Here is a 12,496-nt window from a genome sequence, read left to right as displayed (position 1 = left end):
AAGACAATCGGGAATTAGGCACATCTCGTAAAATGAAAGGAAAGAAATGAAATGAACAAAAAACATATTACTCATGGCAAGTTGAAAGTATTTATGATATTATTTTTGGCTGTTATTTTGATTGTTCTGGTTGTAGTATGCGCCAAGAAAATTAAACTTTCTCAAAACGAAAAAAATATTATCGGCACATGGAAAAACAGCAATTCAGAAAATGTAATTACAGTTCAAGACAGTGACACTCTAATACTGTACAATGACATTCCTGAAGCAGGTTTATATCATGGTAATGCTTCTTATCATTTCAGTTACACAGATACTATCTGTGTAACACAGGATGACATCAGTGCGGAGTTTTGTGTTGATGTTGATGAAAATCAATTGATAATCTACTTTGCAGGTCAGGTATATTTAGTGTTGCAAAAATAGTAACAGCGCGTAAATCAATTTAAGTATGTAGCATCATAGTACATATCGGAAAGCAGGACTCTCACCAGCTTTCAGTTACCATCCGAAAATCCAAGGCAACGCCTATTCTGATTCTGGCTTCCCAATTTTGTCATGCGGAGCACATGTGGGTATTTCGGCAAGGCGCACACGCATACATTTGAGAGCTGTATTTGACAGAGAAGTTTCTGGCAAAGGCTCAGGCACTCATACAGTTATATTGTGAGCTAAAGAAGTAGCTGGAAATATGCTATACGCTGGCTTTCGGCAAAGACCTTGTGATTGAGCCATTATTCAGGTGAGTGATACTTTATCATCGCTCATTTTGAAAGGGATGGACAAGAAAATAAAACAAACACAATATTTCTAATACTCTGCCGGACGACGGCAAAAGAAAAAAGCCGTCGTAGAGCAGACAATTTGACACGCCCATTTGAAACGGCGGCTTTGATTTTCAGAGCCGCCGTTTCTTTTCGTCTATCCTAAACCAACGACGACCTAACACCGTGTAAATCCACGGCGGCACATAGGAGGATTGCCGCCGTGTCTATTTTTGCCTTTTTTCACAGTACACATGAACTGCACCAGCTAAAAAAAGCCTGTTCCCAGCAGCGGAGCAATGCGGTCAGAAGTATGTACTATACCATGTAAGTAAACAACAAAAAGTATTCCATGACGCTCGTATGGCATTATGCCGTTCGGGCGTTTTTTTGTCCCTATGGAGCCGGAACATCGGGTCAACATGGCCCGAACTTTATCCTCGGTGCCGCTCCCCGCCGCCTTATTCAGATTTACCCAAAAAATCTGAATGGAGGAAAGGTAGATGGAAGTTACCATCAATTATAACGGACAAGCTGTTGCCGTGGAGGTCACGCTGGAAGTCTATGAATTTCTTGACCGGGCCGATCATAAAACGGAGAACCTGTTCCATGAACAGCGGCGGCATTGGGATGGCCGGGAGTTTGACGAGTACATCATTACCACCGAGGGTGTAGGGGTCTGCAGCGAAACGCCGGAGGAATACCTTTGCCGCATGGAAACGCTGCATGAGCTGATGGCTGTTCTGGACACCTGTACCGAGGCCCAGCGCCGCCGGTTCCTGCTCTATGCGCTTGACGGGCTGAGCCTTGCAGAGATCGGTGTGCTGTGCGGCTGCTCCAAAGTGGCTGTTTATCAAAGTGTGGAGGCGGTCAGAAAAAAATTTATAAATTTCTTTGAGAACAGGCTTAACGAATGACCTGTTTTCTGGCTACCAAGTGAAAGGGATCATTTCCCTTATCTCAGCGAGGGGCGGACAGCGGACGAGCTGTCCGCCTCTCCGATTTTCAGGAGGTAAGCCTATGAAAACAATCAATCTGCGGTGGATGTATCCCTACTACCGGCATGACGAGTTTGTGGATGTTACGGACGAGGTGTGGGCAGCGATGTATCAGGCCAAGCGGGAGATGGAGAACTATGAGCGTCGGAAAGTCTACCACCGCGCCTACTACTCTCTGGACGCATACAGCTGGCTGGAAAATTACGCACTGGAACACAGCAGATCGCCGGAAGATATTTTGCTGGAACGAGAAGAAATGACCACCCGCCTATACCTGATTGCAGCTCTGCCGGTGGCTCTGGCTCATGCCACTCCGACACAGGCCCGCCGTGTTCACGCCTACTACATTGCTGGTATCAAGCAGCCGGAAATCTCCCGGAGAGAGGGCATCCACAGCAGCAAGGTCAGCGTTGCCATCCGTCGAGGTCTGCGGAATATGCGCCGCTGCTATGATGACCTTTTCCAAACAGAGTGAGGGCATGCCTATGCAGACCATCAATCTCAAACAATATTATCCATTTTGCAAAGAGGACATTTTTGTGGAGGTGTCCGATGAGATCGTCGAAGCGTTTCTTCTGGACAAGAGAGCCGAGGCCGCCAGAGATCGCAAGATGTTCCGGTATAAGGCGTTTTATTCCCTCGATTGTAACGATGGAATCGAAAATGCTGCAATCGGCTGGGCGCAGCCATCGCCTGAGGACTACTTGATAGAAAAAGAAGAATTAGCCGAATACGAAGAACTGATACGGCGATTGTATGAAGCCATTTCCTCCCTGCCGCCTATGCAGGCTCGCCGTGTTCACGCCCGCTATATGCTGGGTATGAAAGTGAAAGATATTGCCGCAATGGAGGGTATCACGCCATCACAGGCGGGAAAATCCATCCATGCCGCACTGCGGAGGCTGCGCCGGTACTTTGCGCGTCAGAAATGGACGGTCAATCTATGAGTATTTTCAAAGAAAAGAGGTGCCTGACATGAACGAAAAAATTACAGCCCACCCCCAAAAAGAAGAACGGGAGAAAGTCCTGAATGAGATCCGGCAGCTTAAAAACCGAAAGAAGATTTTGGAGAACAAGCAGCGGAACGAAGAACGCAGGGTTCGCACCCGCCGCCTGATTGAGCGCGGAGCCGTTTTGGAGGGGATTTTCCCGCTGGCTCCCGACCTTTCCGGCGCGGAGGTCAAAGCGTTCCTGATTGCCCTGTCCCATCTTCCGGGGGCGGCAGAACTGGCCGCAAAACTGCCGAAATCCGGGGACAAGCCGTAAGTCCCTTGTTTACAAGGGCGCACTTATACACCGTTGCCGGTGTCGTGCGCCCTGCCGGGGGCTGTTGCGTACTTCGTCCGCGATGGGGCGCTACACTCCCCAAACCCCTTGTGCGCTCTGCGCAGCCAAACACCCGCTTTGCGTTTGTCCGGCTCCACAGAGCCTGTTATCCCCTCACTGAAAGGAGGTGTTCCCCATAGATTTCTGTCATATCCCCGTCAGTATTATCAAGCGCAGCGCGGGCCGTTCCGCTGTTGCCGCAGCCGCCTACCGAAGCGGAACCAAACTGACGAATGAATGGGACGGCCTGACCCATGATTACACCCGGAAAGGCGGCATTGTCCATGTGGAGATCATGCTGCCTGCCCACGCCCCGCCGGAATTTGCAGACCGATCTATCCTCTGGAACAGCGTGGAGCAAATCGAGAAAGCAAGGGACAGCCAGCTTGCCCGCGAGATTGAGGCAGCTCTGCCCCGCGAACTGTCCATAGAACAGCAGCTTGCCCTTGTCCGGTCCTATGTGAAGGACAACTTTGTGGACAAGGGGATGTGCGCCGACTTTGCCATCCATGACAAGGGAACCGGCAACCCCCATGCTCATATCATGCTGACCGTCCGGCCTCTGAAAGAAAATGGACAGTGGGGCGCAAAGTGCCGTAAGGCATACGATCTGGACGAGAACGGACAGCGTATCCCGGATGGGAAAGGCGGCTGGAAGAACCACCGGGAGGACACCACCGACTGGAACGACAAAGGGAATGTGGAGATTTGGCGGGCGGCATGGGCAGCCTACACCAACCGGGCGCTGGAATCTGCCGGTAGACCGGAGCGCATTGACCACCGCAGCTACAAGCGGCAGGGCATTGATAAAATTCCCTCTGTCCATCTGGGGCCAGCTGCCAGCCAAATGGAAAAGCGCGGTATCCGCACCGACAAGGGCGAAGTAAACCGGCAGATCGCCGCCGACAACAAGCTGCTGAAAGAAATCAAAGCCCGCATTACCCGTCTTTATCTCTGGTCGAAAGACGAAGCGGAAAAACCACAAACGCAGCAAAGCAACTTGATCGCCTTGTGGGAAGCCCAGCAGCAGTTGAACGCTACCCGCACCCGCACCGGCAAAATCCGAGCTTTGCAGGAGAGCGCCGCCCTGTTCAGCTTTTTGCAGGCAAACGGCATCCAGTCCATGCAGCAGCTCCATGAAAAAATAGCAGATATGAACACCCGCTACTATGACCTGCGGGGAAAAATCGTTAAGGCCGAGCGCCGGATCGCTGTCCTCACCGAGCGCGGGGAGATGTGGGAACAGTACAACCAGTACAAGTCCATCCACAAGCAGCTTGCCAAAATAAAGCCGGAAAAACGGGAACAGTTTGAACAGCGCCACAGCCGGGAACTGATTCTGTATGACGCAGCGGCCCGGTATCTGAAAGAACTGAAAGACAGCGGCGAGGCAATCACCCCGAAGGCATGGCAGCGGGAAATCGAACAGCTGGCCGCTGGAAAGCAGACGGACACGCTTGCCATGAAAGCCATGCGGGAGGATTTGAAAGCAGTGGAACGGCTCCGCAAAACCGCCGAGCAGCTGTCCAGACAGGAACGGGACAAGTCTCACGACCGGGAGCCGGAGCGGTAAGGGCTACCGCGTTTCACGACATACTTTTGCACACAGAAAAACCGCCGTACAGGTTTCCCCATACGGCGGCAGACTGTTTATTTGCCGAACAAGTCGCTGTGTGTGCCGGTGCGGGCCAGCGTCAGCACCAGAACATCATCCTCTATGCGGTAGACAAGCAGCCAGTCCGGGAGAATATGACATTCTCGATGGCCTGCCCAATCGCCGGACAGGTCATGGTCACGGTTCTTATCCGGCAGCGGTTCGCCCATTGCCAGCAATGCTACGACCTGCTCCAGCAGTTCGATCTTCAAGCCACGCTTGATGGCTCGTTTGTAGTCTTTTTTGAAACTGGTCGTGTACTTGACGGTATATTTGGTTTCTTTCATCTTTTCAGGTCAGCAAATAACTCGTCAAGGTCATTGTAGCCCTTTACAGACGGGTCTTTTGCAATCCTTTCCGCTTCCAGCATGGCAGCAACCGTTTCTTTGTTCGGCTGTTCCAGCCTTACTTCAAAGGGAATGCCGCCTTCACGAAGCGACTGGCGCACAAAGATGTTAAACGCCGTAGTCAGGTTCATGCCAAGTTCAGTAAACAGTGCGTCCGCCTGTGCTTTCAAATCTGCGTCCATGCGGATACTGATGTTCGTGGTATTTCCAGCCATACGATCAACCCCTTTCTGCTGGCAATTATAGTATATGCCATTTGCACGAAGAAAACAATACTTTGCACGAATATTTAATAATAAATTCATTTAAGGAGGTTACCGGCTTTATGAAAGAAATCATTTATGAAGAACAATAAGTCTGAACCTATCCCCGTCATGGATTACCGCCAGTACCGCAGAGTGCGGAGGCTGGTGCATGAGTGCTGTAACTACATCGACGGAAACTGTATCGCCCTGGACGATGGGGAGGAATGTGTCTGTGTCCAGTCCATTTCCTATTCCCTGTTGTGTAGGTGGTTTCGGACGGCGGTATTGCCGCAGGATAAGGAACTGGAAACGGCGCTGTTCCACCGGCTGAATGCGAAAAAGTGCGCCGTATGTAGGGCGCTGTTTACCCCCGGTTCCAACCGGGCCAAATACTGCCCGGAATGTTCCACTCGCATGAAGCGAATCAATGCCGCAAAGCGCAAGCGGAAACAACGGGAGAAATGTCACGCTTTAGGGGCTGAAAACCCCTTGTAAATCAAGGCTTTTTTCGAGGGTGTCAAAGGCAGGCTGATAGATTTATCCTCTGACCCCTAAAACGGCCTTAAAATGCGTACAGAATCCCAAGAGAAACCCCAAGGAGGAACCCTATGTCAGACAACCGAAAATATTATTACCTGAAACTCAAAGAAAACTATTTTGACGATGATTCCATCGTGCTGCTGGAAAGTATGCAGGATGGTGTGCTGTATTCCAACATTCTACTCAAGCTGTATCTGAAATCGCTGAAACATGGCGGACGGCTTCAACTTGACGAGGACATTCCTTACACGGCGCAGATGATCGCCACCATTACCCGCCAGCAGATCGGCACTGTGGAGAGAGCCTTGCAGATCTTTTTGAAGCTGGGTCTTGTGGAGGTGCTGGATAGCGGCACATTCTACATGAGCAACATCGAACTTTTAATCGGCCAGTCCTCTACCGAGGCTGAGCGAAAGCGGGCTGCGAGGCTCCAAAATAAGGCGCTTTCTGCGCTCCGGACAAGTGGCGGACATTTGTCCGACATTCGTCCACCAGAGATAGAGATAAAGTTAGAGAAAGAGATAGAGATAAAGAGAGAGATAGAGAAGGTACGCCCTGAAACGGGGCACCCTTCCCACACCTATGGCCGTTACCAGAATGTTTTCCTGACGGATGAAGAACTGGCAGACTTGCAGGCCAGCTTTCCTGCTGTATGGGAACAGTACATCGAAAAACTGTCCGAGTACATGGCTTCTACCGGCAAGCGGTATCAGAGCCATGCCGCCACCATCCGGCGCTGGGCCGGTGAGGACGCGAAGAAAGCAGCCCCGCCCTCTCGCAACCGGGATTACAGCGTAAAGGAGGATGAAACCGTATGATTGAGATTACCGCAGAAATCCGGGCGCTGATTGACAAGGCAGCCGCCGGTGTGGAACTGGCTGAGGACGAGTATATAGACCTGTCAGACGGTCTCATCCACTGTAAGAAATGCGGCGGCCAGAGGCAGACTGTTGTGCCATGCTTCGGGAAATCCGGCTACTTTATGCCGCGCTGCATCTGCCAGTGCCAGCGGGAGGCTGAGGAGCAGCGCAAGGCTGCTGAAGAACGGCAGCGCCGCATGGAGCGTATCAAACGCCGAAAGGCCCAGGGCCTGCAAGACCGCTATCTGTACGACTACACCTTTGCCAACGACAACGGCCAAAATCCCCTGATGGACAAGGCCCGCGCCTATGTGGAGAACTGGAAGGAGGCATACAGGAACAACACCGGCCTGCTGCTGTTCGGGGATGTGGGAACCGGCAAGTCCTTTTTCGCCGGATGTATTGCCAATGCTTTACTTGACCAGGATGTGCCTGTGCTGATGACGAACTTCCCCACCATTCTGAACCGCCTGACCGGGATGTTTTCCGAGGACAAGGCCGACTTTATCGCCAGCTTTGACGAGTACGACCTGCTTATCATTGACGATTTGGGTGTGGAGCGCAGTACCGAGTATGCGATGGAGCAGATGTTTTTTGTCATTGACAGCCGCTACCGCAGCTGCAGACCCATGATTATCACAACAAACTTGAAACTGTCCGAGTTGAAAAACCCGCCTGATCTGGCCCACGCCCGCATCTATGACCGTATTCTGGAACGGTGTGCGCCGATTCTTTTTGACGGGAAGAATTTCCGGGAAGAAAATGCCAGTGCTACCCGACAGACAGCAAAAGACATTGTAAACAGTAAGCAAGACTGATTTTTTACCGGGCGGCACAGACCCGTTCGGAGAAAGGAGCGCCATGAACAGAGAACCCCGTACTATGCAGGTGGCAGACGCCGCTACTGCGTCCAGAGCGCCGGAAAACACGCCAGCGATGGTAAAGAAAATCGGTAAGACAACCTACAAGGTTCATGTCCATTTCAGCAATACCAGCACAGAAACCATGAGCGATAAAATCAAGCGTATGCTCAAAAATGAAATTCAGCAGATGTGACAGACTGATAAACGAAGCCGCCTTGTGCTAAACTGATGATGGTACGCACCAGAATTTTTGTCAAGGAGGACACGAAAATGCTTTACACAGAAAAAGAGAAGCATGAAATTGAACGAGTAAAGGAGGTCTTTGCGGAACATCTGCGGCAAAGCCCTGATTTTGAACTGCTCTGGTCGGACAAGGTAGGCTATGTCTGGCTGGCGATTGGCGTAAATCCACTTTATGTGGATACTGGCATCAGGATAGAATCAGCCGCCGATCTCTGCTTCAAGTGTTTGGATGATGTTGCTATGGATGTTTTGTATATGACGGGCAACGATCATGCACCGGAAGCAGCCGACCCGCTGGAATTAGCCGAAATCAAGCGGCGCTGGGAGCCATATATCAACCAGCTGCCAGACTATGCGTATCTCTGCAAAGACCTGCTGAACGGAAAAATGTAATCTATCAAACGAGGTGTCAGGAGCCATACGGTGCTTCTGACACCTTTTTTGTGGATTTTTGTGAATTTGATTAAAAAGTCCTTGACAATTTGTCTCTGGTAAAACGGCGAAGTCCATTCTGATTTCCTGCGGTGCGAGACTGGCTCCATTTGACATTAAGGAACTGCGTGACCTGATGGCATACGACGAGATGGAGCTGGATATGCTGGGAGATCAGCGCACGGCAATGTTCGTTATTATCTCCGATACAGATGATACCTTCAATTTTGTGGTGTCGATCCTGTACACACAGCTATTCAATTTGCTTTGTGATAAGGCGGACGATGAACACGGCGGCAGACTTCCGTACCATGTGCGGCTGCTCTTGGACGAGTTTGCAAACATCGGCCAGATTCCAAAGTTCGATAAGCTGATCGCTACCATCCGCAGCCGTGAGATTTCTGCTTCGATTATTCTCCAATCGCAAAGCCAGCTAAAGACCATTTACAAGGATGCCGCAGAAACCATCATTGGCAACTGCGACACGATGCTGTTCCTTGGCGGCAAGGAAAGCTCCACCCTCAAGGAAATTTCCGAAACGCTGGGCAAGGAAACCATCGACCTTTACAACACATCGGATACCCGTGGCAACAGCCCCTCTTTTGGTACGAACTACCAAAAGACCGGAAAAGAACTGATGAGCCGGGATGAGCTTGCAGTCATGGACGGCAGCAAGTGCATCCTGCAACTGCGAGGTGTCAGACCATTCCTGAGCGATAAGTTTGATATTACCAAACATAAGCGGTACAAGGAACTTTCGGATTTCGACAAGAAAAACGAGTTTGATGTAGAACGCTATCTGAAACACGAACTGCGGCTGCTCACCACGGAAGAATTTGACCTTTATGAAGTGGATGTGACCGAACAGGCACAAGGATAAGGAGGTACATATCAGCAGCAAGCGATACACCCGTCCACCCGTTCGGGCAGACCCTGAACAGGTGATCCGTATGACCGACACGAAATAACCACCATCTATCATGTGATTCCAAAAGGCCGACTTTATTGAAAATGAAAGGAGAAGCCAGAATCGCAGGAAGCGGGCAGCACCGGAGATGTGCCAGCCCGCGTTCCTTTTGGAATCGCAAATATTCATCAAATCTGCGGTCTGGCGAAAATAATATATGGAATTCTTTAATCAGTCTATTACCGTTCTGCAGACTCTCGTTGTGGCTATTGGCGCAGGTCTTGGCGTTTGGGGTGTTGTCAATCTGATGGAAGGATATGGCAACGACAATCCGGGTGCAAAGTCCCAGGGCATGAAGCAGTTCATGGCTAATTAAAGGGAACAAAAAGAAAGGGAATGCACAATCCAGACGGTATCAGCGGCAGGCTACAAGAATAAATTGTGATTTCACAAGATTGGTGTTATAATAAGAGAAAAGTTCCTGCCGGGGCAACCGCCCCGGTGGTATGGATAGAAAGGCAGGAAAACAATATGCACATCAGCTATAAACCACTCTGGCACACACTGTTAGAGCGTGATATGAGAAAAGAGGATTTAAGGCTTGCTGCTGGTATGACAACAAATATGATTGCCAACATGAGCAAAGAGGGAAAGCACATCAGCATGGATACATTAGCCCGTATCTGTGAAACTCTGAATTGTGAGATTACTGATGTGATTGAGTTAGTACCAGACGAGCCTGCTTCCACAGGAGGTAAGGAACATGAGCGAATTGAAACCAAGAATAACGGAAAACGGAATTGATTATATCCTTGTCGGAGATTACTACATTCCAGGCTTGAAACTGCCGGAGGAACACCGCCCTATCGGAAAGTACGGACGAATGCACCGGGAATATTTAAGAGAAGTCCACCCAGCCAGATTGAATACATTGATACTGACCGGAGAATTGTTGACATATCTTGCAGACCTGAATGAACAGGCACAAAAACGGTTAGACACTATCATGGAGCAGATGAAAGCTACCGAGGGCGTGACAGAGGAATTGAAGTGTACCCGACAAATGGAATGGGTGCAGCGTTGCAATAACATTCACAACAGGGCAGAAGAAATTGTTTTGTATGAGATGATTTATTCATAACGGGAGCAATTAAATCGGAGGTATATAAGATGATTGAAATTGTATTTGGTGAAAGTGCCTGTGGAAGTTTGAAAATTGCCCAAACTTACGGCAAGGGAAAGTATAGAGGAAGTGCTGTTTCAATATTTATGAGGCACGAAGAAGGGAGTGTTCCATCTTCAGATGAAATGAAAAAGGCACAGCTTCAAGCACAGGAACAAGAACGCATTGCTTGGGAGAATGCTATTCCATTGGGAGGCAAGAGCAGTGATGTTTATTGTTTTGATATGGTTCTTAGTGTGGGAGATATTTCTGATAATGGAATTGGCGAACAGCGGAAAAATATTTTCAAGAAAATGCTGTCTGTCTGCTTTGTAGAGGATTTAGATTATCAGGTTGAAGAAAAAATACAGAAAATTAAAACTACATTGACCTCAGTGATTGAACGATATGTAGCTGGGGAAGAAATTCGCATTTGGTATAGCTATAATCCAGATGAGCTTTGTGGTATGTATTGGCTTATGAAACAACTTCAACCATTAAACTGCCAGACAACAATTTATTTGGTTAAGTTACCTACATGGGAATATGGAAAAGAAAATACTATGACATCCAAAATAGCATGGGGCGAGGTGTCTCCTGGCGAATGGGGAAACTATATAACTCTACAAGAGAAAGCTAATCCTGTATTTCTTTCAGCTTGTACTATGAAATGGAATCAACTTCAAAATGAAAATGCACCTTTGCGTGCAATGTTAAATGGTAAATTGCAAAGCGTTTCAGAAGATATATATGATAGTTTCATTCTTCGTGAAATTGCGGAACAGCCAGAGCAATTCAAAATGGCTATTGTCATAGGTAATGTTTTAGGAAAATATCAACTTGGAATTAGTGATGTATGGATTTCCAATCGCATTGATAAAATGCTTGAAGATGGTGTGTTGGAAATTATACAGGACGCACCAAAGGGAGAAACAAATTATCGCCGAATATTAAGAAAACGAATGAAATAATAACCACAGCACAAACCGCTGCTACATGGAATCCAACAAACCATGCAACAGCGGTTTTCCTTTACCGTTTTTTCCTCTGGCTGATAGGCGTTCCCATTTTCTTTGATTTTTTGAGAATACGAATGAACCAGCGAAATTCTTCTTCTGACAGGTTTTTATAGTTGATACCAAGCTGCTTGCAGTAAAGGATAACCAGTTTTTCATCTCGACTGCCCTTGAAATTTTCGACCGCTTCCAGATTTTCTTTCAGTTCATCGGCAACGGTAGTTTGGGGCGCACTCTCGCTGTCCTTTTTGTGGAATTCCCGAATATCCCGGATAATCAGGTTGAGGTCATCCAGAACCATGTGACTGAAATACTCATCATCACTGATATGTGCGGCTTGCAGCACCTTCAAATGCGGGTCATCTTCGCCGGGGCGATACCGTTCAATAATTTCATGCCGGACGGTATCAACAAGGGAGTTGAGATTTTGGATTTGCATGGTGGCAATCCCGTCCACATAAATCTCAATGTCCGCAAGAAACTTGATAAAGTCCTTATGGGTGACAAGTTCGCAGAGCAGACGGTTGTTAATCCGACCGCTTTTCAGCAGTGCCACCATCTCATCGTTCAAATGCAGCTCCGTCAGTGGCGTGTTGATCTGCTCCCTGTTCTCTGTCCGGCACAGCAGATAATCGACGGAAACCCCATAGAAGTCTGCCAGCGTGATAAGGTTGCCATGATTGATTTCCTTATAATCCTCTTTTTCATAACTGCCAAGGGCTGATTTAGAAATGCCCGTCAGCTTTGATAGTTCTTCCAGATTTAAGCCTTTGTCTTTGCGGAGTTCCCAAAGGCGTTCCTGTATGCTTGTTGCAACTTTCATGGGCGCACGCTCCTTTCCGGTGGTTTTATTTCTGCCGTTTAACTGGATTATATCACACTTTCCGCAATCGTGGAAATTTCTGATTTTCCCCCTGATTCCTACTTTGTGGATATACGGCACAGGGCACAAAAATGTTCTATGATACAGGTAGTTCATCGATGGATTATTCCAATCGAATGACCAGCCTGTGTGGGATATGCTTCCCCGGCGATGTAGCGCCATGACTTTTGGCAGGGATATGGAGGAACCCTGACCGAAACGAGCGTACCAAAGGGAGCGATACGCCGCTGTGAGATTCAGGGGAGGAACGACACCG

At 48.8% G+C, this 12,496-nt stretch carries 17 protein-coding genes and 2 pseudogenes; 16 read left to right on the top strand and 3 right to left on the bottom strand.

Annotated features, from left to right (window positions below; all coding sequences use genetic code 11):
• Positions 1-51 precede the first annotated feature (51 nt).
• The 6 genes from LKD23_RS06745 (at position 52) to mobQ (ending at position 4,661) form a co-directional block, all read left to right on the top strand.
• On the top strand, positions 52-426 hold the full coding sequence (locus LKD23_RS06745) for a hypothetical protein (protein WP_055214731.1): 375 nt from the start codon (positions 52-54) through the stop codon (positions 424-426).
• An 841-nt stretch (positions 427-1,267) separates the two neighbouring features.
• Positions 1,268-1,681, top strand: coding sequence for an RNA polymerase sigma factor (locus LKD23_RS06740; RefSeq protein WP_055214733.1), 414 nt, complete (start codon positions 1,268-1,270; stop codon positions 1,679-1,681).
• Positions 1,682-1,784: 103 nt separating this feature from the next.
• Positions 1,785-2,237 carry a hypothetical protein gene (locus LKD23_RS06735; protein ID WP_055214735.1) on the top strand — a complete coding sequence of 151 codons (453 nt, stop codon included), beginning with the start codon at positions 1,785-1,787 and terminating at the stop codon, positions 2,235-2,237.
• A 10-nt stretch (positions 2,238-2,247) separates the two neighbouring features.
• Positions 2,248-2,709 (top strand): RNA polymerase sigma factor, encoded by a 462-nt coding sequence (locus tag LKD23_RS06730; protein ID WP_009296689.1) that lies wholly within the window; start codon positions 2,248-2,250, stop codon positions 2,707-2,709.
• Positions 2,678-3,028 carry a DUF3847 domain-containing protein gene (locus LKD23_RS06725; RefSeq protein WP_431834225.1) on the top strand — a complete coding sequence of 117 codons (351 nt, stop codon included), beginning with the start codon at positions 2,678-2,680 and terminating at the stop codon, positions 3,026-3,028. The genes LKD23_RS06730 and LKD23_RS06725 overlap by 32 nt, the downstream gene beginning before the upstream one ends.
• Before the next feature lie 187 nt (positions 3,029-3,215).
• The gene (gene mobQ / locus LKD23_RS06720) at positions 3,216-4,661 is read left to right on the top strand and encodes a MobQ family relaxase (protein WP_227620986.1); all 1,446 of its coding nucleotides are present in this window, start codon (positions 3,216-3,218) and stop codon (positions 4,659-4,661) included.
• Between the two features lie 77 nt (positions 4,662-4,738).
• Here the strand turns inward: mobQ and LKD23_RS06715 are convergent, their stop codons facing one another.
• Together LKD23_RS06715 and LKD23_RS06710 are read right to left on the bottom strand one after the other, a co-directional pair.
• Positions 4,739-5,029 (bottom strand): type II toxin-antitoxin system YafQ family toxin, encoded by a 291-nt coding sequence (locus LKD23_RS06715; RefSeq protein ID WP_002596328.1) that lies wholly within the window; start codon positions 5,027-5,029, stop codon positions 4,739-4,741.
• Positions 5,026-5,304 carry a type II toxin-antitoxin system RelB/DinJ family antitoxin gene (locus tag LKD23_RS06710; RefSeq protein WP_005924829.1) on the bottom strand — a complete coding sequence of 93 codons (279 nt, stop codon included), beginning with the start codon at positions 5,302-5,304 and terminating at the stop codon, positions 5,026-5,028. The genes LKD23_RS06715 and LKD23_RS06710 overlap by 4 nt, the downstream gene beginning before the upstream one ends.
• Positions 5,305-5,430: 126 nt before the next feature.
• Between LKD23_RS06710 and LKD23_RS06705 the strand changes: the two genes are divergently transcribed.
• The 10 genes and pseudogenes from LKD23_RS06705 to LKD23_RS06660 all read left to right on the top strand — a co-directional run bounded on the left by LKD23_RS06705 (position 5,431) and on the right by LKD23_RS06660 (position 11,312).
• Positions 5,431-5,829 carry a cysteine-rich VLP domain-containing protein gene (locus LKD23_RS06705; protein WP_082414011.1) on the top strand — a complete coding sequence of 133 codons (399 nt, stop codon included), beginning with the start codon at positions 5,431-5,433 and terminating at the stop codon, positions 5,827-5,829.
• Between the two features lie 113 nt (positions 5,830-5,942).
• Positions 5,943-6,692, top strand: coding sequence for a phage replisome organizer N-terminal domain-containing protein (locus LKD23_RS06700; protein ID WP_055214745.1), 750 nt, complete (start codon positions 5,943-5,945; stop codon positions 6,690-6,692).
• Positions 6,689-7,552, top strand: a complete 864-nt coding sequence (locus LKD23_RS06695; RefSeq protein ID WP_055214747.1) for an ATP-binding protein — start codon at positions 6,689-6,691, stop codon at positions 7,550-7,552. Before LKD23_RS06700 ends, LKD23_RS06695 begins: the two co-directional genes overlap by 4 nt.
• Before the next feature lie 64 nt (positions 7,553-7,616).
• Positions 7,617-7,790: a transposon-encoded TnpW family protein gene (locus LKD23_RS06690; protein ID WP_005924807.1), complete on the top strand. Its 174-nt coding sequence runs from the start codon at positions 7,617-7,619 to the stop codon at positions 7,788-7,790.
• A gap of 77 nt (positions 7,791-7,867) precedes the next feature.
• Complete coding sequence (locus LKD23_RS06685) at positions 7,868-8,233, top strand: hypothetical protein (RefSeq protein WP_055214749.1); 366 nt, start codon at positions 7,868-7,870, stop codon at positions 8,231-8,233.
• Positions 8,234-8,318: 85 nt separating this feature from the next.
• Positions 8,319-9,152 (top strand): annotated as a pseudogene (locus tag LKD23_RS06680) (VirD4-like conjugal transfer protein, CD1115 family); the annotation flags it as partial.
• A 244-nt stretch (positions 9,153-9,396) separates the two neighbouring features.
• Positions 9,397-9,549, top strand: a pseudogene (locus LKD23_RS06675) (Maff2 family mobile element protein); the annotation flags it as partial.
• 71 nt (positions 9,550-9,620) lie between these two features.
• Entirely contained in the window at positions 9,621-9,983 is a 363-nt protein-coding gene (locus tag LKD23_RS06670) for a helix-turn-helix domain-containing protein (protein ID WP_005335920.1), read from the top strand.
• Positions 9,943-10,320, top strand: coding sequence for a TnpV protein (locus LKD23_RS06665; protein WP_005335912.1), 378 nt, complete (start codon positions 9,943-9,945; stop codon positions 10,318-10,320). Before LKD23_RS06670 ends, LKD23_RS06665 begins: the two co-directional genes overlap by 41 nt.
• Positions 10,321-10,349: 29 nt before the next feature.
• Positions 10,350-11,312, top strand: coding sequence for a DUF3658 domain-containing protein (locus LKD23_RS06660; RefSeq protein WP_227620985.1), 963 nt, complete (start codon positions 10,350-10,352; stop codon positions 11,310-11,312).
• Between the two features lie 61 nt (positions 11,313-11,373).
• Here LKD23_RS06660 and LKD23_RS06655 read toward each other — a convergent pair whose 3' ends face one another.
• On the bottom strand, positions 11,374-12,180 hold the full coding sequence (locus LKD23_RS06655) for a helix-turn-helix domain-containing protein (protein ID WP_227621031.1): 807 nt from the start codon (positions 12,178-12,180) through the stop codon (positions 11,374-11,376).
• Positions 12,181-12,496: the final 316 nt, after the last annotated feature.

This window comes from Faecalibacterium butyricigenerans (assembly GCF_020687345.1).
GTDB classification, from domain to species: Bacteria; Bacillota; Clostridia; order Oscillospirales; family Ruminococcaceae; genus Faecalibacterium; species Faecalibacterium butyricigenerans.
The sequence above is the reverse complement of the archived record's forward strand: the minus strand, read 5'-3'. Positions and strand labels throughout refer to the sequence as shown.

Coding starts and splice junctions, on each gene's coding strand:
- LKD23_RS06745 (WP_055214731.1), top strand. CDS start 52: ATGAACAAAAAACATATTACTCATGGCAAGTTGAAAGTATTTATGATA.
- LKD23_RS06740 (WP_055214733.1), top strand. CDS start 1,268: ATGGAAGTTACCATCAATTATAACGGACAAGCTGTTGCCGTGGAGGTC.
- LKD23_RS06735 (WP_055214735.1), top strand. CDS start 1,785: ATGAAAACAATCAATCTGCGGTGGATGTATCCCTACTACCGGCATGAC.
- LKD23_RS06730 (WP_009296689.1), top strand. CDS start 2,248: ATGCAGACCATCAATCTCAAACAATATTATCCATTTTGCAAAGAGGAC.
- LKD23_RS06715 (WP_002596328.1), bottom strand. CDS start 5,029: ATGAAAGAAACCAAATATACCGTCAAGTACACGACCAGTTTCAAAAAA.
- LKD23_RS06710 (WP_005924829.1), bottom strand. CDS start 5,304: ATGGCTGGAAATACCACGAACATCAGTATCCGCATGGACGCAGATTTG.
- LKD23_RS06705 (WP_082414011.1), top strand. CDS start 5,431: ATGAAGAACAATAAGTCTGAACCTATCCCCGTCATGGATTACCGCCAG.
- LKD23_RS06700 (WP_055214745.1), top strand. CDS start 5,943: ATGTCAGACAACCGAAAATATTATTACCTGAAACTCAAAGAAAACTAT.
- LKD23_RS06695 (WP_055214747.1), top strand. CDS start 6,689: ATGATTGAGATTACCGCAGAAATCCGGGCGCTGATTGACAAGGCAGCC.
- LKD23_RS06690 (WP_005924807.1), top strand. CDS start 7,617: ATGCAGGTGGCAGACGCCGCTACTGCGTCCAGAGCGCCGGAAAACACG.
- LKD23_RS06685 (WP_055214749.1), top strand. CDS start 7,868: ATGCTTTACACAGAAAAAGAGAAGCATGAAATTGAACGAGTAAAGGAG.
- LKD23_RS06665 (WP_005335912.1), top strand. CDS start 9,943: ATGAGCGAATTGAAACCAAGAATAACGGAAAACGGAATTGATTATATC.
- LKD23_RS06660 (WP_227620985.1), top strand. CDS start 10,350: ATGATTGAAATTGTATTTGGTGAAAGTGCCTGTGGAAGTTTGAAAATT.
- LKD23_RS06655 (WP_227621031.1), bottom strand. CDS start 12,180: ATGAAAGTTGCAACAAGCATACAGGAACGCCTTTGGGAACTCCGCAAA.